Here is a 20,042-nt window from a genome sequence, read left to right on the forward strand (position 1 = left end):
GAGAATGAAATGAAAAAACTGAGCTTACTACTAGCTAGTCTATGTGCCCTGTTTTTAGTGGCTTGTTCCAATCAAAAACAGGCAGATGGGAAACTCAATATCGTGACAACCTTTTACCCTGTCTACGAATTTACCAAGCAAGTCGCAGGAGATACTGCTAATGTAGAACTTCTAATCGGTGCTGGTACAGAACCTCACGAATATGAACCGTCTGCCAAGGCAGTTGCTAAAATCCAAGATGCAGATACCTTTGTCTATGAAAATGAAAACATGGAAACTTGGGTTCCAAAATTGTTAGAATCCTTGGATAAGAAAAAGGTGAAAACCATCAAGGCGACAGGTAATATGCTCCTCTTGCCAGGTGGTGAGGAAGAAGAGGAAGGGCATGATCATGGTGGTGAAGGTCACCATCACGACTACGATCCCCACGTTTGGCTTTCACCAGCACGCGCCATCAAACTGGTAGAGCATATCCGTGACAGCTTGTCAGCAGATTATCCTGATAAAAAAGAGACTTTTGAGAAGAATGCGGCTGCCTATATTGAAAAATTGCAAGCATTGGACAAGGCCTACACAGATGGCTTGTCTCAAGCCAAACAAAAGAGCTTTGTGACTCAGCACGCTGCCTTTAACTACCTTGCCTTAGACTACGGTCTCAAGCAAGTATCCATCTCAGGTCTCTCACCAGATGCAGAGCCATCAGCAGCACGTTTGGCAGAATTGACCGAGTATATCAAGAAAAACAAGATTTCTTATATCTACTTTGAAGAAAATGCCTCACAAGCCCTCGCCAATACACTTTCAAAAGAAACAGGTGTCAAACTAGACGTGCTCAATCCGCTAGAAAGTCTGACAGAAGAAGCAACCAAGGCCGGTGAGGACTACATCTCCGTGATGGAGAAAAACCTCAAGGCTTTGAAGCAGACAACGGACCAAGAAGGACCAGAAATCGAGCCAGAGAAGGAAGAAAATACCAAGACAGTTCACAATGGTTACTTTGAAGATGCAGATGTCAAGGACCGTACCTTGAGTGACTATGTTGGCAACTGGCAGTCGGTCTATCCTTTCCTTGAGGATGGAACTTTTGATCAAGTCTTTGACTACAAGGCTAAGTTGACTGGTAAGATGACCAAGGATGAGTACAAGGCCTACTATAGAAAAGGCTATCAGACAGATGTGACTAAGATCAACATCACGGACAACACTATGGAATTTGTTCAAGGTGGTCAAAGCAAGAAGTTCACCTACAAGTATGTCGGCAAGAAAATCTTGACTTATAAGAAAGGCAATCGTGGCGTGCGCTTCCTCTTTGAAGCGACAGATGCGGATGCTGGACAGTTCAAGTACGTTCAGTTTAGTGACCACAATATCGCCCCAGTCAAGGCAGAACATTTCCATATCTTCTTTGGAGGTACTAGCCAAGAAGCCCTCTTTGAAGAGATGGAAAACTGGCCAACCTACTACCCAGATAACCTATCTGGCCAAGAAATCGCCCAAGAAATGTTGGCGCATTGATGCAAGAGAGAATCCCGCAAATCTGCGGGATTTTTTGCTGGAAACGATTAGGTTGTTAGGTATTATAGTACCACAGTTGTGCTGTTCACAATGTGATAAAGAGGTCATTTTCTACTGGCTGATTCTCACTAGCTGGCGAATGCAAAAGCTACGATTGTACAAATTATAGAATCTTTTCAGGGGATTTAGGAAGGAATCTTCGTCATATTGACGCTACTATCGCTTTTTGTTATAGTCAAGGAGAGAGCAGTCCGGAACAATAGTTTATTCACAGTCTGTGGATAAGTCTAGGGGAAAATGACATACAACTCAGGGTGTTGAAGTATCCTGAAAATAGTTCCGTATGTTAGTGAATTTCTGGAAAGCTAGTATAAACCCTAGTACAGAGCTATTTGATAAAGGTCTGTTTAGGGTGACAGGTGAGCTAGAGACTGAAAAAACTAGTCTTTAGGCAGGTTTTCTTATCCACAACCTGTGGATAACTTTGGGAACAAGAGAAATAATCAGAGAAAGAGATATGAGATGATGACGAAAATAAAGCCGCATGGACCATTACCAAGTCAGACCCAGCTAGCTTATTTAGAGGATGAACTAGCTGCCTTTATCCATTTTGGTCCCAATACCTTTTATGACCAGGAATGGGGAAGTGGGCAAGAGGATCCTATGCGTTTTAACCCGACTAAGTTGGATGCGCGTGAATGGGTTCGGGTACTCAAAGAAACGGGTTTTAAAAAACTGATTTTGGTGGTTAAGCACCATGATGGTTTTGTGCTCTACCCGACAGCCCATACAGACTATTCGGTCAAGGCTAGCCCTTGGAGGGATGGAAAGGGGGACTTGCTCCTTGAGGTTTCCCAAGCTGCGACTGAGTTTGACATGGATTTGGGAGTGTATTTGTCTCCTTGGGATGCTCACAGTTCCCTCTATCACGTGGACCGAGAAGCGGACTACAATGCCTACTATCTGGCTCAATTGAAGGAAATTTTGTCAAATCCTGCCTATGGGAATGTCGGTAAGTTCACTGAGGTGTGGATAGATGGTGCTCGAGGAGAAGGGGCCCAGCAAGTCAACTATGAGTTTGAGACTTGGTTTGAAACCATTCGTGACTTGCAGGGCGATTGTTTGATTTTCTCAACTGAGGGAACTAGTATTCGCTGGATTGGAAATGAACGAGGCTATGCAGGGGATCCCTTGTGGCAAAAAGTCAAGCCAGACCAGTTAGGAACAGAGGAGGAATTAGATTATCTACAGCAAGGAGACCCCTTTGGGACGCTATTTTCAATCGGTGAGGCAGATGTTTCTCTTCGGCCGGGCTGGTTTTACCATGAGGATCAGGACCCCAAGTCTCTCGAGGAGTTGGTCGAAATCTACTTTCACTCGGTAGGGCGGGGAACTCCACTCTTGCTTAATATCCCACCGAACCAAGATGGCCTCTTTGACGAAAAAGATATCCGGCGACTGTATGAATTTGCTGTCTACCGTGACGAACTCTATAAAGAGGATTTGGCTTTGGGAGCCAAGGTATCTGGTCCGGCTCTATCATCAGACTTTGCTTGTCATCATCTGACAGATGGACTGGAGGCTAGTTCTTGGGCAAGTGATGCAGAGTTGCCAATCCAATTAGAGCTCGATTTAGGATCACCTAAAACTTTTGATGTGATTGAGTTAAGAGAAGATTTGAAGCTGGGGCAACGCATCGCTGCTTTCCATGTTCAGGTAGAGTTGGATGGCGTCTGGCAGGAGTTTGGCTCTGGTTATACTGTTGGCTACAAACGTCTCTTACGAGGATCAGTCGTTGAGGCGCAGAAGATACGCGTGACCATTACAGAGGCACAGGCTTTGCCTTTGTTGACCAAGATTTCACTCTATAAAACACCTACCTTGTCGAAAAAAGAAACTGTTCAGCAACTAGAGTTTTCAGAAAAAAGTCTAGCTGTGACCAAGGGAGAAAATGTCTACTTTACAGTGAAGCGCATAGAATTTAGCAGTCCTTTAGAAGCTAAGATTTCGATTCAACCAGGGACAGGTGTGCATGGTGTCGCCTATCGGGACGAGATTCAAGTCCTTACGTTTCAAGCTGGTGAGACTGAAAAAAGGCTAACGCTACCAACCTTGTATTTTGCAGGAGATAAAAGCTTAGATTTTTATCTGAATTTGACAGTAGATGGTCAGCTGGTTGACCAGCTTCAGGTCCAAGTTTCATAAAAGAAGAACCTTTGCGCGATGCAAAGGTTCTTTTGGTTAGGAGTGATTTGGTAGCCAGCTGAGGGTGAAGGTCAGTTGCTCAGCTTTCAAGAGGTCTTGGTGTTGAAGGCTAGATACTATGGTCTTGTCCAATCGGCATTCTTTGACAAAGTTGAAGTGGCTGTGGTTTTGCTTGGCATGGATATCCAGCCATTTATTTTCCTTAGCCAGGTAGATACGGAGATGGTCAAAGAGAGGAATTCCGAGATCGTAACTTGGTTTGCCTGGACAGGTTGGGTAGAATCCCAGAGCTGACCAGATATACCAAGCAGAGAGACTGCCATTGTCCTCATCGCCAGGATAGGCTTGCCAGCTGGGGTGAAAGGCTTTTTGACGCAAGGTCTTGATGAGAAGGGCAGTGTAGTCTGGGTGGTTGCTGTAGCGAAAGAGATATGGAATGTGGAAGCTAGGCTGGTTAGAGATGGCGAGTTGTCCAAAGGGAGCTGTTGCCATCTCGCTCATTTCATGAATCTCGTAACCATAGCCGGTGGTTTCAAAGAGAGGAGCGTCCTGACAGGCTTTCAAAAGATAATTGCTGAAGGCTTCTTTTCCACCCATAAGCTGGATTAAGCCTGGGATGTCATGGAGGACGCCTAAAGTCGCTTGAATGGCAGAGCATTCGGCGTAGTCGCGTCCCCAACTATAGGGAGAGAAGTCAGGGCGGAAGTTTCCTTGATAATCACGCGCTCGCATGTAACCTGTTTCAGCATCAAATAGATGACGGTAATTTTGAGACGCAGTTCTATAAGTTTCCGCGATGTCATTCTGACCTAGTTTTTCGGCACAGCTGGCGATGCAAAAATCACTATAGGCGTAGTCTAGGGTGTGGCTGACGCTTTCGTGGTGGTCGGTAGAGAGGTAGCCAAGTTCTTGGTATTGGGCTAGTCCGTGGCGGCCATTGATGCCGAGAGGGTCGGATTTGGTGGCTGTTTCAAGCATGGCTTGGAGGAGTTCTTCTTCCAAGTCGGGGGCCATATCCTTGCAGGCGCTATCTGCGATAACGCCATCTAGCAGGGTACCAGGCATCATGCCACGTTCATCTGGGGCCAGCCATTTTGGCAGGAATCCAGTATCGTGGTAGCTATTGAGGAAACCTTCTAAAAAGTGGTGATAGTGCTCCGGTATGATAAGGGCAAAGAGGGGGAAGGTGGTGCGGAAGGTATCCCAGAAACCATTGTTGCTAAAGAGGACGCCGGGTTTGACAGTACCAGTAGTCAGGTCCATGTGAATGGCTTGCCCTGATTCATTAACCTCATAAAAAGTCTGTGGGAAGAGGAAGAGTCTGTAAAGGCAGTGATCAAAGAAGGTTCGGTCAGCTTTTCCTGTCTCCATAATATCAAAACGATGGAGGAGATTTTCCCAGTCCGCTTGTGCATTTTCTTTACAGCTATCGAAGTCCGTTTGAGGTAGATTGAGCAGCGCTTGAGAAGGAGAAATAAAGGAAGTCGCTAGTTGAATCTCGGCATGGCTATTTGCGAAGTCAATCCGCCAGTTTCCGCTTTCTTGGTTGACAGCAAGAATATCCGTATTTATTTGTAGGGCGGTGAAGAGTATCAGTGGATTTTTATTGGTCTCAGTTTTGCCTTCTTGTCTTAGGACAAGAGTCCGCTTATCTACTTGCTCTACGGTCAGTTCATCTGCTACGTGAAGATAGAGGGAGAGGTTTTTGCCTTGCTTTTGTTCCAAACGAATAGAAGCGCCATAGCAAGTCGGTGTGAGCTGGGTTTCAATCTGATAGCGCAGAGAAAAGAGTTTCAAATAGTGAGGCTGGAAGCAAGCTTTATCTATATCATAAGAAGACTGGCGGTGAAAGAGACGGTCTCCCCCAAGCTGACCTGTGACAGGTGTCAGAAGGAGCCAAGAGTAGTCCCCAATCCAAGGGCTGGGCTGGTGAGTTAATCGAATCCCCTGAAAAATGGGCAGATGCGGATCGAAAAACCAAGCTCCCTCCTGATCGCTGGTCTGGGGCACAAAATAATTCATCCCAAAAGGCACGCCTGTGTAAGGCAGGGTATTTCCCCGAGAGAAGGCATGCTTGCTAGCAGTACCAAAGCGGGTATCGATGGTTTCAAGTAGTGGTTTCATGGTATTTCCTTTAGCTGTTTTTCTACATTATATCAGAAAAATGAGACCTTTAGATATGGGGTTCGAAAGTAAGCAATTTTGTAGAAAAATGACTATCATTTGTGTATGTATTTTCTGTCTCAAAAACTATATACTGAACATGAAACTTGTTTGAAAGAGGAAACTGCACGATGATTTATTCGAAAGAAATTGTTAGAGAATGGCTGGATGAAGTAGCAGAGCGGGTCAAGGACCATCCGGAGTGGGTGGATGTCTTCGAGCGTTGCTATACAGACACCTTGGACAATACAGTTGAAATCCTCGAAGATGGCTCGACCTTTGTACTGACAGGGGATATTCCTGCCATGTGGCTTCGGGATTCGACAGCCCAACTCAGACCCTACCTGCATGTGGCAAAAAAAGATCCTCTCTTGCGTCAGACCATTGCAGGTTTGGTCAAGCGTCAAATGACCCTAGTACTCAAAGATCCGTATGCCAACTCCTTTAACATTGAGGAAAACTGGAAGGGCCACCACGAGACTGACCATACCGACCTTAATGGTTGGATTTGGGAACGCAAGTACGAGGTGGACTCGCTTTGCTATCCTTTGCAGTTGGCTTATCTCCTTTGGAAAGAGACTGGCGAGACCAGTCAATTTGATGAGACTTTTGTCGCAGCGACCAAGGAAATTCTTCATCTGTGGATGGTGGAACAAGACCACAAGAATTCTCCTTATCGTTTTGTTCGGGATACAGACCGCAAGGAAGATACCTTGGTAAATGATGGATTTGGACCTGACTTTGCAGTGACAGGTATGACCTGGTCAGCCTTTCGTCCGAGTGATGACTGCTGCCAGTATAGCTATTTGATTCCGTCCAATATGTTTGCCGTAGTCGTCTTGGGCTATGTGCAAGAAATCTTTGCAGAACTAGACCTAGCTGATAGCCAAAACATCGTGGCAGACGCTAAACGTCTGCAAGCTGAGATTCAAGAAGGAATCGAAAACTACGCTTATACCTCCAACAGCAAGGGTGAAAAGATTTACGCCTTTGAAGTGGATGGCCTAGGAAATGCTAGCATCATGGATGATCCAAATGTACCGAGTCTGCTGGCTGCGCCTTATCTGGGCTATTGCGACATTGAAGACGAAGTGTATCAAGCCACACGCCGTACCATTCTGAGCCCTGAAAATCCATATTTCTACCAAGGTGAATATGCTAGTGGTCTCGGAAGTTCTCATACCTTCTATCGCTATATCTGGCCCATTGCCCTTTCTATCCAAGGTTTGACAACAAGAGATAAGGCAGAGAAAAAATACTTGCTGGATCAGCTGGTTGCCTGCGATGGTGGAACAGGTGTTATGCATGAAAGCTTCCACGTGGATGACCCAACGCTCTACTCACGTGAATGGTTCTCTTGGGCCAACATGATGTTCTGTGAATTAGTCTTGGATTATCTGGATATTCGCTAATACTCTTCGAAAATCTCTTCAAACCATATCAGCTTCGCCTTGCCGTAGGTATGGTTACTGACTTCATCAGTTCTATCCACAACCTCAAAGCAGTGCTTTGAGCAGACTGCGGCTAGCTTCCTAGTTTGCTCTTTGATTTTTATTGAGTATAAGGAGCTCGCTTTAGTTTCACCGATTCGTGTCAGAATCACACCTTTACATTTAAAACGTTAAAATTTAAATTTAGAATGAGGTTTTACTTCATGGAAAATGTTGTTGTACATATTATCTCACATAGTCACTGGGACCGTGAGTGGTACTTACCTTTTGAAAGCCACCGTATGCAGTTGGTGGAATTATTTGATAATCTTTTTGACCTTTTTGAAAATGACCCTGAGTTCAAGAGTTTCCACTTGGATGGCCAAACCATTGTCCTTGATGACTATTTGGAAATTCGCCCTGAAAATCGCGACAAAGTCCAAGGTTACATCGACCAAGGCAAACTCAAAATTGGTCCCTTTTACATCTTGCAGGATGATTACTTGATTTCTAGTGAAGCCAATGTTCGCAATACCTTGATTGGTCAAGCAGAATGTGCAAAATGGGGCAAATCAACCCAGATTGGTTACTTCCCAGATACCTTTGGAAATATGGGACAAGCTCCTCAAATCCTTCAAAAATCAGGCATTCACGTGGCAGCTTTTGGGCGTGGTGTGAAGCCGATTGGGTTTGACAACCAAGTCCTCGAAGATGAGCAGTTTACTTCCCAGTTTTCAGAAATGTACTGGCAGGGTGCAGACGGAAGTCGTGTCCTCGGTATCCTCTTTGCCAACTGGTACAGTAACGGGAATGAAATTCCAGTTGATAAGGACGAGGCCCTAACTTTCTGGAAACAAAAATTGTCAGACGTGCGTGACTACGCTTCGACAAACCAATGGTTGATGATGAACGGATGTGATCACCAGCCTGTACAGCGCAATCTGAGTGAAGCCATTCGTGTGGCAAATGAACTCTTCCCAGATGTGACTTTTGTTCATAGTTCCTTTGATGACTATGTCCATGCAGTAGAAAGTGCTTTGCCAGAGCAGTTATCAACAGTTACAGGTGAGTTGACCAGTCAGGAAACAGATGGTTGGTACACGCTTGCCAACACTTCTTCATCACGCATTTACCTCAAACAAGCCTTCCAAGAAAATAGCAATCTCCTAGAACAAGTAGTGGAGCCATTGACTGTCATCACTGGTGGTCACAATCATAAGGACCAGTTGACCTATGCTTGGAAAGTCCTTCTACAAAATGCGCCCCATGACAGTATCTGTGGCTGTAGTGTGGACGAGGTTCACCGTGAGATGGAAACACGTTTTGCCAAGGTCAACCAAGTTGGAAATTTCGTTAAGACCAACCTTCTCAACGAGTGGAAGGGTAAAATTGCAACCCACGAAGCGCAAAGCGACCGTCTCTTTACCGTCATCAACACAGGCTTGCACGACAAGGTTGATACGGTCAGCACCGTGATTGATGTAGCGACTTGTGATTTCAAAGAATTGCACCCAACAGAAGGCTATAAGAAGATGGCAGCCTTGACCTTGCCAAGCTACCGTGTCGAAGACTTGGAAGGACATGCTGTAGAAGCGAAAATCGAAGATTTGGGAGCTAATTTTGAGTATGATTTGCCAAAAGACAAGTTCCGTCAGGCTCGTATCGCTCGACAAGTGCGCGTGACAGTCCCTGTTCATCTAGCATCACTTTCTTGGACAACCTTCCAATTGCTTGAAGGAGAACAAGAACACCGTGACGGTATTTACCAAAATGGAGTGATTGATACGCCATTTGTAACGGTCAGTGTGGATGAAAACATCACGGTCTACGACAAGACAACTCATGAAGCTTATGAAGATGTTATTCGCTTTGAAGACCGTGGTGACATTGGAAATGAGTACATCTATTTCCAACCAAAAGGAACAGAGCCTATCTACGCCGAGCTAAAAGGCTGTGAAGTCTTGGAAAATACAGCACGTTTTGCCAAGATTTTGCTCAAGCATGAATTGACAATTCCAGTAAGTGCAGACGAAAAACTGGATGCGGAACAAAGAGGCATCATCGAGTTTATGACGCGTGAAGCTGGGCGCTCAGAAGAATTGACAACTCTTCCTCTGGAAACAGAGATGACCGTCTTTGTTGATAATCCACAAATCCGCTTCAAGACTCGCTTTACTAACACAGCCAAGGACCACCGTATCCGTCTCTTGGTTAAGACTCATAACACACGTCCAAGCAATGACTCTGAAAGCATCTATGAGGTGGTGACACGACCAAACAAACCAGCTGCTTCTTGGGAAAATCCTGAAAATCCACAACACCAACAAGCCTTTGTCAGCCTTTATGATGATGAAAAAGGAGTGACGGTGGCAAATAAAGGATTGCATGAGTACGAAATCCTTGGAGACGATACCATTGCCGTGACCATTCTTCGTGCCTCAGGTGAATTAGGTGACTGGGGTTACTTCCCAACACCAGAGGCTCAATGCTTGCGTGAGTTTGAAGTCGAGTTTACACTTGAATGCCACCAAGCAGGGGAGCGCTTCTCAGCCTTCCGTCGTGCTAAAGCCTTCCAAACACCATTCACTAGTCTTCAAGTTGCTAAACAAGAAGGAAGTGTTGCTGCAACTGGTAGCCTCTTGAGTCATGCGGCACTCAGCTTACCACAAGTTTGCCCAACAGCCTTTAAAGTGGCGGAAAATGAAGAAGGATATGTCCTCCGTTACTACAATATGAGTCAAGAAAATGTTCGCATATCAGAACACCAACAAACCATTCTTGACTTACTTGAGCGACCATATCCCGTTCATTCAGGACTCTTAGCGCCACAAGAAATTCGTACAGAATTGATTAAAAAAGAAGACATTTAACAGTTTTAAAGTGTTTGATAACGAATACTATGAGATAGAAAGGAGGGGCGAAAGAGTAAGGATTAACTACTGATTCGTCCCTTTTTTGGTGAAAATATGACGATTGCAACCATTGATATCGGAGGGACTGGGATTAAGTTTGCCAGTCTGACTCCTGATGGAAAAATACTAGATAAGACAAGTACACCGACACCAGAAACCCTAGAAGATTTACTGACTTGGCTAGACCAATGCTTGGCAGAGAAAGATTATAAGGGCATTGCCATGAGCGTTCCAGGCGCGGTCAATCAAGAAACAGGTGTCATTGAGGGAATCAGTGCCGTACCTTACATCCATGGCTTTTCTTGGTATGAGACCCTTGCTCATCATCAACTCCCTATCCATCTAGAAAATGATGCCAACTGTGTTGGACTGAGTGAACTGCTGGCTCACCCAGAGATTGAAAATGCAGCCTGTGTCGTGATTGGGACAGGAATTGGCGGTGCCATGATTATCAATGGCAAACTTCACCGTGGTCGTCACGGCTTGGGAGGAGAGTTTGGCTATATGACAACCATTGCACCAGCAGAAAAGCTCAACAACTGGTCGCAACTAGCATCTACAGGGAACATGGTTCGATACGTGATTGAAAAATCTGGTCAGACTGACTGGGATGGTCGCAAGATTTACCAAGAGGCCGCAGCAGGAAATGCCCTTTGCCAAGAAGCCATTGAGCGCATGAACCGTAATCTAGCTCAAGGCTTGCTCAATATTCAGTATCTGATCGATCCAGATGTCATTAGTCTGGGAGGCTCCATCAGTCAAAATCCAGATTTTATCCAAGGCGTCAAACAAGCTGTCGAAGCATTTGTCGAAACCTACGAAGAATACACGGTCGCACCTGTTATCCAAGCTTGCACCTATCATGCAGATGCCAATCTCTACGGTGCCCTTGTCAACTGGCTACAGGAGGAAAACCAATGGTAAGATTTACGGGGCTTAGTCCCAAACAAACTCAGGCAATCGACTTGCTGACAAAGCATATCTCTTTACCAGATGTGGAAGTTGCAGTCGCTCAGTCTGACCAAGCCTCTATCTCTATCAAGGGTGAAAGTGGGCACTATCAACTAACCTATCGCAAACCCCATCAACTCTACCGTGCCTTGTCAGTGCTAGCAACAGCTCTAGTAGAAGGTGACAAAGTAGCGATTGGGGAGCAGGCGGCTTATGAAGATTTGGCCTACATGGCAGACTGTTCCCGAAATGCGGTGCTGAATGTCGCTTCTGCTAAGCAGATGATTGAGGTCTTGGCTCTCATGGGCTACTCAACCTTTGAGCTTTACATGGAAGATACTTATCAGATTGAGGGACAACCTTACTTTGGTTATTTCCGTGGTGCCTACTCGGCTGAGGAGTTGCAGGAAATAGAAGCCTACGCCCAGCAGTTTGACATGACCTTTGTGCCTTGTATCCAGACCTTGGCCCACTTGTCGGCCTTCGTCAAATGGGGGGTTAAGGAAGTGCAAGAACTCCGTGATGTGGAGGATATTCTCCTTATTGGCGAAAAAAAGGTTTATGATTTGATTGACGGGATGTTTGCCACTCTGTCTAAACTGCAGACACGCAAGGTCAATATCGGGATGGACGAAGCCCACTTGGTTGGTTTGGGGCGCTACCTCATTTTGAACGGTGTTGTGGACCGTAGTCTCCTCATGTGCCAACACTTGGAGCGCGTGCTGGATATTGCCGATAAGTATGGTTTCCACTGCCAAATGTGGAGTGACATGTTTTTCAAACTCATGTCAGCAGATGGCCAGTACGACCGCGATGTGGAAATTCCTGAGGAAACTCGTGTCTACCTAGACCGTCTCAAAGATCGTGTAACCTTGGTTTATTGGGATTATTACCAAGATAGCGAAGAAAAATACAACCGTAACTTCCGCAATCACCACAAGATTAGCCAAGATATCGCATTCGCAGGCGGGGCTTGGAAATGGATTGGTTTTACCCCACACAACCATTTCAGCCGTCTCATCGCTATTGAGGCCAATAAAGCCTGCCGTGCCAATCAAATCAAGGAAGTCATTGTGACTGGTTGGGGGGACAATGGTGGCGAGACAGCTCAGTTTTCTATCCTACCCAGCTTGCAAAACTGGGCAGAACTCAGCTACCGCAATGACCTAGACCGTTTGTCTGCTCACTTCAAGACCAATACAGGTCTTTCGGTTGAGGACTTTATGCAGATTGACCTAGCTAATCTCTTGCCAGACCTACCAGGCAATCTCAGCGGGATCAATCCCAACCGCTACGTCTTTTATCAGGATGTTCTTTGCCCGATTCTTGACCAGCACATGACACCTGAACAGGACAAGCCGCACTTCGCTCAGGCTGCTGAGACGCTTGCTGAAATCAAAGAAAAAGCTGGCGCCTACTCTTATCTCTTTGAAACTCAGGCCCAGTTGAACCAGATTTTAAGTAGTAAAGTGGATGTGGGCCGACGCATTCGTCAGGCCTACCAAGCGGATGATAAAGAAAATCTGAAAGAAATCGCAAGACAAGAATTACCAAAACTTAGAAGCCAAATCGAACATTTCCATACCCTCTTTAGCCGTCAATGGTTGAAAGAAAACAAGGTCTTTGGTTTGGATACGGTTGATATCCGTATGGGCGGACTTTTGCAACGCATCAAACGCGCAGAAAGCCGCATCGAGGCTTATCTGGCAGGACAGATTGACCGCATCGACGAGTTAGAGGTTGAAATCTTACCATTTACTGACTTCTACGCAGACAAGGATTTCGCAGCCACTACAGCCAACCAGTGGCATACTATTGCGACCGCATCGACGATTTATACGACTTAAAGGCATCTTTTCCGAGTCAGAGTGTTTCTCGTGAAACCTATTTCTTATAAAAAACTTCTCCACAAAAAATAATTTGTGGAGTTTTTTCTATAATTAGTAGTTTAACCTGACCTTCAAATAGGAGTATACTAATAATGTAATCGTTATCAAACCTAAAAATTCGATGAAATCAGTTTTTAGGAATAAAAAGGGAGGAAATTATGAAAAAGTTTTCAAAGACCTTGAGAGATAACTGGATCTTTCTCTTGATGGTTTTACCAGGGGCACTCTGGTTGATTCTATTCTTTTACATTCCAGTATTTGGGAATGTGGTCGCCTTTAAAGACTACCATATGACCAGTAATGGTTTCATAGATAGTATTGTGAATAGTAAATGGGTCGGGTTAGATAATTTCAGATTCTTGTTTAGTTCAAAAGATGCCTTTATCATCACTCGAAATACCGTTCTCTATAATCTCGGCTTTATCTTTATCGGTTTGATTGTATCAGTAGGGATTGCCATCATCCTCAGCGAGCTTCGCTCTAAGAGAATGGTTAAAATTTTCCAAACGTCTATGTTGTTCCCTTACTTCCTGTCATGGGTTATCATCAGTTTCTTTACAGATGCCTTCCTAAACATTGACAAAGGGGTCTTCAACCATTTCCTAACATCCATTGGCATGAAGGAAGTCAACTTCTACGCTGACTTAGGCATTTGGCCATACCTTCTCCTTTTCCTAGGTATTTGGAAAGGCTTTGGATATAGCAGTGTCATGTACTATGCGACGATCATGGGAATTGACCCCACCTACTACGAAGCAGCAACAGTGGACGGGGCTAGCAAGTGGCAACGTATTCGCAACGTAACCATTCCTCAGTTGACTCCGCTTGTAACAGTCTTGACCATCCTTGCAGTCGGAAATATCTTCCGTGCAGACTTTGGTCTCTTCTATCAAATCCCACACAATGCTGGTCAGCTTTACAATGTAACCAACGTTTTGGATGTATATGTCTTTAATGGTTTGACTCAGACAGCAGATATCGGTATGGCCTCAGCAGCCGGTCTTTACCAATCCGTAGTCGGTTTGATTCTGGTTATCCTATCAAACTTGCTTGCAAGACGAGTTGATCCAAACTCAGCTTTGTTCTAGAAAGGAGGAGAATATGGCAGAAAAGAAAATTAAAAAAGAAAAAATCGATAATGTCGGCATTCACTCCTTCAGTAAGAAAGCAGATATCTTCTTTAGTATTATCTCTGGTTTGATCGCTCTTTCTTGTATCTTGCCATTTATCTTCGTTATCATCATTTCGGTAACAGATGAAAAGAGCATTCTCCAGTATGGATATAGCTTTTTCCCTTCGAAGTTTGGTGTAGATGGATTCCAGTTCCTAGCTCAGTTTAAAGATAAGATCCTCCAAGCGCTCTTTATCTCAGTTTTTGTAACTGTAGTCGGAACAGTGACCAACGTCTTCATTACAACCACTTATGCCTATGCCATCTCACGGACAACCTTTAAGTACCGCAGATTCTTTACGATCTTCGCTCTTCTTAGTATGTTGTTCAATGCTGGTTTGGTACCGGGCTATATCGTGGTCACTCGCCTGCTTCAACTGGGTGATACCGTTTGGGCCTTGATTGTTCCAATGCTTCTCTCACCATTCAACATCATCTTGATGCGTTCCTTCTTCAAGAAGACCATTCCAGAAGCCATTCTCGAATCTGCTCGTATCGATGGTGCCAGTGAAGCTCGGATCTTCTTCCAGATTTGTTTGCCATTGTCACTTCCAGGTATCGCAACCATCACGCTTTTGACAGCTCTTGGTTTCTGGAACGACTGGTTCAACGCCCTTCTTTACATCAAGAGTGACAACTTGTATCCATTGCAATATTTGCTTATGCAAATCCAGCAAAATATGGACTACATTGCAAAAGCAGTCGGCCTATCTGGCCAACTGGGAGTTGCTCTACCAAAAGAAACAGGTCGTATGGCCATGGTTGTGGTTGCAACCCTTCCAATCGCGATTCTGTATCCATTCTTCCAACGCTACTTTGTTAAAGGGTTGACAATCGGTGGTGTGAAAGAATAGCACTTATTGAGAAACACCGTTTCTCCCTTCCCAACTTCATCTTAGTGACTGAAGTTACAAATCATTAAATCGTTTATAAGTTTAAAAATAAAAAAAGGAGTTTTTATCATGAAAAACTGGAAAAAATATGCTTTTGCATCTGCTAGCGTAGTCGCTTTGGCTGCAAGTCTTGCTGCTTGTGGAAACCTTACAGGTAACAACAAAAAAGCTGCAGATACTACTTCAGGTGAAAAACCTGTAATCAAAATGTACCAAATCGGTGACAAACCAGACAACTTGGATGAATTGCTAGAAAATGCAAACAAAATCATCGAAGAAAAAGTCGGTGCTAAATTGGATATCCAATACCTTGGATGGGGTGACTATGATAAGAAAATGTCTGTTATCACATCATCTGGTGAAAACTATGATATCGCATTTGCATCTAACTATGTCGTAAATGCTCAAAAAGGTGCTTATGCTGACTTGACAGAATTGTATAAAAAAGAAGGAGCAGAGCTTTACAAAGCACTTGACCCAGCTTACATCAAAGGGAACACTGTAAACGGTAAGATCTATGCAGTACCAGTTGCAGCTAACGTTGCATCATCTCAAAACTTTGCCTTCAACGGAACTCTTCTTGCTAAATACGGTATCGATATTTCAGGTGTCACTTCATACGAAACACTTGAACCAGTCTTGAAACAAATTAAAGAAAAAGCTCCAGATGTAGTACCATTTGCGGTTACGAAGAACTTTATCCCATCTGATAACTTTGACTACCCAGTACCAAACGGACTTCCATTTGTTATCGACCTTGAAGGAGACACTACTAAGATCGTAAACCGTTACGAAGTGCCTCGTTTCAAAGAACATTTGAAGACTCTTCACAAATTCTATGAAGCTGGATACATTCCAAAAGACGTAGCAACAAGCGACACTTCATTTGACCTTCAACAAGATACTTGGTTTGTTCGTGAAGAAACAGTAGGACCAGCTGACTACGGTAACAGCTTGCTCTCACGTGTTGCTAACAAAGATATCCAAATCAAACCAATCACTAACTTTATCAAGAAAAACCAAACAACACAAGTTGCTAACTTTGTTATTTCAAACAACTCTAAGAACAAAGAAAAATCAATGGAAGTGTTGAATCTCTTGAACACAAACCCAGAACTCTTGAACGGTCTTGTTTACGGTCCAGAAGGTAAGAACTGGGAAAAAATTGAAGGTAAAGAAAACCGTGTACGCGTCCTTGATGGCTACAAAGGAAATACTCACATGGGTGGATGGAACACTGGTAACAACTGGATTCTTTACATCAACGAAAACGTTACAGACCAACAAATCGAAGATTCTAAGAAACAATTGGCAGAAGCTAAAGAATCTCCAGCACTTGGATTCATCTTTAACACTGACAATGTGAAATCTGAAATCTCAGCAATTTCTAACACAATGCAACAATTCGATACAGCTATCAACACTGGTACTGTAGACCCAGATAAAGCAATCCCAGAATTGATGGAAAAATTGAAATCTGAAGGTGCCTACGAAAAAGTATTGAACGAAATGCAAAAACAATACGACGAATTCTTGAAAAACAAAAAATCATAAGAACGATTGATTTCGTGTATTCATTCCTAATTCCTAAAAATGTGATCACTGCCTTCCCTAGTTCTCTAGGGGAGGTAGTGATTTTTAGGATGTAAAAATGAAAACAGTTGTTCTGAGGGTTTATGCGATGTGATACACATACATCTATAGGGGATTTATTATGAAAAAATATCGTCTTCTTTTCAAAATGAGTGCTGTCTTCTCTTACCTATTTTTCGTATTTGGCCTTTGCCAGCTGACGCTTATTGTCCAAAACTATTGGCAATTTTCTTCCCAGATTGGCAATTTCTTCTGGATTCAAAATATCTTGAGTTTGCTATTTAGCGGAGTCATGATTTGGATTCTGGTTAAGACAGGGCACGGTTATCTCTTTCGCATTCCAAGAAAAAAATGGCTTTGGTATTCGATTTTGACAGTATTAGTGGTAGTGCTCCAGATCTCTTTTAACGTTCAGACAGCTAAACATGTTCAGTCAACTGCGGAAGGTTGGGCTGTATTGATTGGTTATAGTGGGACTAATTTTGCAGAGCTAGGTATTTATATAGCCCTGTTCTTTCTGGTTCCACTGATGGAAGAGTTAATCTATAGAGGATTACTGCAACACGCCTTTTTTAAAGATTCGCGATTTGGTCTTGATTTGCTTCTTCCTTCTATTTTATTTGCTCTCCCTCATTTTTCAAGCCTTCCTAGTCTGTTAGATATCTTCGTCTTTGCAACATCTGGAATCATTTTTGCTGGTTTGACCCGTTATACCAAGAGCATTTATCCATCCTATGCGGTGCATGTGATCAATAATATTGTAGCGACCTTGCCATTTTTGCTGACTTTTTTACATAGGGTGTTTGGGTAAAATATTAGCATGAGAGTTAGGAATTATAGTTTTTTTATAAGCGAATTTCAGGAGGAAAATGAGTATGACACCATTAAAATGGTTTGCTGGAGGAAGTGAAAGGCGTTGTGAAGCGATGACCATCATTGATCATCTATTGGAAGATATAAAGGCTGCGCCTCAACTTGCTCCCCTAAAAAATCAGTTAGTGATTTATCAAAAACGATTAGAGGATGATGGAACCTCTACTCCATTTATTCTGAGCCAAATGAATGTTGACATCTCACGTGTGTTGATTGATAACAAGCTGGGTTTGTCAGAAAATCAAGCTAAGCAAATCAAAAAATTGAGAGAATTATCTGCGATTCGCTATGGTTACTGATGAAGTGCAGTGGCAGGTCTCTCTATATAATTTCCGGTCAAATAAATTGCATTCGTTTTCCCAAGTGGGTATACTAGTATAGTTGAATGAAAAATTCTGAAAATTTAAGAATAGAAAAGAGAACAAATCTTATGGCAAAAGATATTCGTGTCTTACTTTACTACCTTTATACTCCAATTGAAAACGCAGAGCAATTTGCGGCAGATCACTTGGCTTTCTGTAAATCAATCGGTCTCAAAGGCCGTATTCTCGTCGCTGACGAGGGGATTAACGGGACTGTTTCAGGTGACTACGAAACAACTCAAAAATACATGGACTATGTTCACAGCCTCCCAGGCATGGAGGACCTCTGGTTCAAGATTGACGAAGAAAATGAACAAGCCTTCAAGAAGATGTTTGTTCGCTACAAGAAAGAAATTGTCCACCTTGGTTTGGAAGACAACGATTTTGACAACGACATCAATCCACTTGAAACAACAGGCGCTTACTTGTCTCCAAAAGAGTTTAAAGAAGCCCTTCTTGACGAAGATACAGTGGTTCTTGACACACGTAACGATTATGAGTACGACCTAGGACATTTCCGAGGGGCTATCCGTCCAGACATCCGCAACTTCCGTGAGTTGCCACAATGGGTCCGTGACAACAAGGAAAAATTCATGGATAAACGTGTTGTGGTTTACTGTACAGGTGGCGTTCGCTGTGAGAAATTCTCAGGCTGGATGGTCCGTGAAGGCTACAAAGATGTCGGCCAATTGCACGGAGGAATCGCAACTTACGGTAAAGATCCAGAAGTTCAAGGTGAGCTTTGGGATGGGAAAATGTACGTCTTTGACGAGCGTATCGCCGTTGATGTTAACCATGTTAACCCAACCATCGTAGGGAAAGACTGGTTTGATGGAACACCATGTGAACGCTATGTCAACTGTGGAAATCCCTTCTGTAACCGTCGTATCTTGACATCAGAAGAAAATGAAGACAAGTACCTCCGTGGATGCTCACACGAGTGCCGTGTTCACCCACGCAACCGCTATGTTTCAGAAAATGAATTGACACAAGCAGAAGTAATCGAGCGCCTAGCAGCTATCGGTGAAAGCTTGGATCAAGTCGCTACTGTATAACATCAAACAGTCCTTAGGGGCTGTTTTTCTATGCTTTTTACTCAAAAATCTAAAATTTGTTTCTGTATCTTTCAGGAAAATAGTGTATACTATGTGTAAACGATTTCAAAGGAGGCCAGTTATGGCGAAAATATTTTTTATCCCAAATAAAGATAGTATTCTAGGACAACAGGAGGTCTTGACTGCCAAGTCTATCTTGGCCTTGGTGGAGGGCTTGGAGTCACACAGTTATGATGCGGTCTATCTCCGTCAGCCCCTCAATCGTCTCGAGTATATCGAGTGTGGGATTGTAGGTCAGTCACAATTTCTCTTCAAGGTGAACTATGCGGATAGTCGAAAAGGCTATCAAGTGGTGATTCCAGACTTCCTTACCAGAGCGGACTGGGAGATTGTAGAGGCTCTCCTCCAAGCCCTATCGAGCAAGTTGGGGCATGTGGTAGAAGGGTTAGAAGGATTTGACTTTGAAGCTTATTTCCGACAAACAGTTCAGAATTATCTAGCGGATAAGGCGGTTCGTTTAGTATATTGCCAAGGAATCTTGTCCCCTATCTATCTTAACAAGGAATACCTCGAGAGCTTTTTTGCTGAGGATGGATTGGCACGTTTTGAAGAGCTAGTCAAGAAGGTTCAAGGCTCTGATGCCTACCTTGCCAGTGTGAAATTTTACCCAGATGCTCAAGGCAAGGTGCACGGTATCTATCACCTAGCCCAAGGAGTCAAGACGATTTTGCCAAAAGAACCCATTGTACCTGTGCCTTATACGGAGCAGCTAGCAGGCAAGGAACTTGTTTGGGAGATTGACCTAGTGGCGATTTCTGGTGATGGTTCAAAAGCCGAAGACTACGAATCCATCGCTCGCTTGGATTACGCAAAATTCCTAGAGTCACTATCAACAGCATTTTACCACCAACTAGATGCCAATCAACTAGAAGTACAAGCCATTTTGGGAAAAGATTTTGAGGAATTGGCAAGCATCGAGTAGGCCTTGTTTAAAAAAGAGTAAGTCTAAAAATCCCTGTCATTGGTCAAT

At 43.7% G+C, this 20,042-nt stretch carries 14 protein-coding genes; 13 read left to right on the forward strand and 1 reads right to left on the reverse strand.

Annotated features, from left to right (window positions below):
* Positions 1–9: 9 nt before the first annotated feature.
* Positions 10–1,515, forward strand: coding sequence for a zinc ABC transporter substrate-binding protein AdcA (locus HMPREF2991_RS05290; RefSeq protein ID WP_070683630.1), 1,506 nt, complete (start codon positions 10–12; stop codon positions 1,513–1,515).
* Positions 1,516–2,040: 525 nt separating this feature from the next.
* Entirely contained in the window at positions 2,041–3,720 is a 1,680-nt protein-coding gene (locus HMPREF2991_RS05295) for an alpha-L-fucosidase (RefSeq protein ID WP_070683703.1), read from the forward strand.
* Between the two features lie 36 nt (positions 3,721–3,756).
* On the opposite strand, the gene HMPREF2991_RS05300 is transcribed toward HMPREF2991_RS05295, so the two are convergent.
* Positions 3,757–5,844, reverse strand: coding sequence for a GH92 family glycosyl hydrolase (locus tag HMPREF2991_RS05300; RefSeq protein ID WP_070569512.1), 2,088 nt, complete (start codon positions 5,842–5,844; stop codon positions 3,757–3,759).
* A 170-nt stretch (positions 5,845–6,014) separates the two neighbouring features.
* Here HMPREF2991_RS05300 and HMPREF2991_RS05305 point away from each other — a divergent pair, with 170 nt between their 5' ends.
* The 11 genes from HMPREF2991_RS05305 to HMPREF2991_RS05360 all read left to right on the forward strand — a co-directional run bounded on the left by HMPREF2991_RS05305 (position 6,015) and on the right by HMPREF2991_RS05360 (position 19,994).
* Positions 6,015–7,295 (forward strand): glycoside hydrolase family 125 protein, encoded by a 1,281-nt coding sequence (locus tag HMPREF2991_RS05305; protein WP_070569510.1) that lies wholly within the window; start codon positions 6,015–6,017, stop codon positions 7,293–7,295.
* 242 nt (positions 7,296–7,537) lie between these two features.
* Entirely contained in the window at positions 7,538–10,183 is a 2,646-nt protein-coding gene (locus HMPREF2991_RS05315; RefSeq protein WP_070569507.1) for an alpha-mannosidase, read from the forward strand.
* 96 nt (positions 10,184–10,279) lie between these two features.
* Positions 10,280–11,149 carry an ROK family protein gene (locus tag HMPREF2991_RS05320; RefSeq protein WP_070569504.1) on the forward strand — a complete coding sequence of 290 codons (870 nt, stop codon included), beginning with the start codon at positions 10,280–10,282 and terminating at the stop codon, positions 11,147–11,149.
* Positions 11,143–13,023 (forward strand): beta-N-acetylhexosaminidase, encoded by a 1,881-nt coding sequence (locus tag HMPREF2991_RS05325; RefSeq protein ID WP_070569501.1) that lies wholly within the window; start codon positions 11,143–11,145, stop codon positions 13,021–13,023. The genes HMPREF2991_RS05320 and HMPREF2991_RS05325 overlap by 7 nt, the downstream gene beginning before the upstream one ends.
* 200 nt (positions 13,024–13,223) lie before the next feature.
* Positions 13,224–14,153, forward strand: coding sequence for an ABC transporter permease (locus HMPREF2991_RS05330; protein WP_000714584.1), 930 nt, complete (start codon positions 13,224–13,226; stop codon positions 14,151–14,153).
* A 13-nt stretch (positions 14,154–14,166) separates the two neighbouring features.
* The gene (locus HMPREF2991_RS05335; protein WP_000818344.1) at positions 14,167–15,090 is read left to right on the forward strand and encodes a carbohydrate ABC transporter permease; all 924 of its coding nucleotides are present in this window, start codon (positions 14,167–14,169) and stop codon (positions 15,088–15,090) included.
* Positions 15,091–15,198: 108 nt separating this feature from the next.
* Positions 15,199–16,683 (forward strand): ABC transporter substrate-binding protein, encoded by a 1,485-nt coding sequence (locus HMPREF2991_RS05340; protein WP_000800429.1) that lies wholly within the window; start codon positions 15,199–15,201, stop codon positions 16,681–16,683.
* A 160-nt stretch (positions 16,684–16,843) separates the two neighbouring features.
* Positions 16,844–17,533, forward strand: a complete 690-nt coding sequence (locus tag HMPREF2991_RS05345; protein ID WP_070569498.1) for a CPBP family intramembrane glutamic endopeptidase — start codon at positions 16,844–16,846, stop codon at positions 17,531–17,533.
* Positions 17,534–17,597: 64 nt separating this feature from the next.
* Positions 17,598–17,894, forward strand: a complete 297-nt coding sequence (locus HMPREF2991_RS05350; RefSeq protein WP_070569495.1) for a bacteriocin immunity protein — start codon at positions 17,598–17,600, stop codon at positions 17,892–17,894.
* A 131-nt stretch (positions 17,895–18,025) separates the two neighbouring features.
* Positions 18,026–19,012, forward strand: coding sequence for an oxygen-dependent tRNA uridine(34) hydroxylase TrhO (locus HMPREF2991_RS05355; RefSeq protein WP_001030012.1), 987 nt, complete (start codon positions 18,026–18,028; stop codon positions 19,010–19,012).
* 121 nt (positions 19,013–19,133) lie between these two features.
* A complete protein-coding gene (locus HMPREF2991_RS05360; RefSeq protein WP_070683633.1) occupies positions 19,134–19,994 on the forward strand; it encodes a DUF4299 family protein in 861 nt (286 codons plus the stop codon).
* The last annotated feature ends 48 nt before the right edge of the window (positions 19,995–20,042 follow it).

It is taken from the genome of Streptococcus sp. HMSC072D07 (genome assembly GCF_001814835.1).
Lineage (GTDB): Bacteria > Bacillota > Bacilli > Lactobacillales > Streptococcaceae > Streptococcus.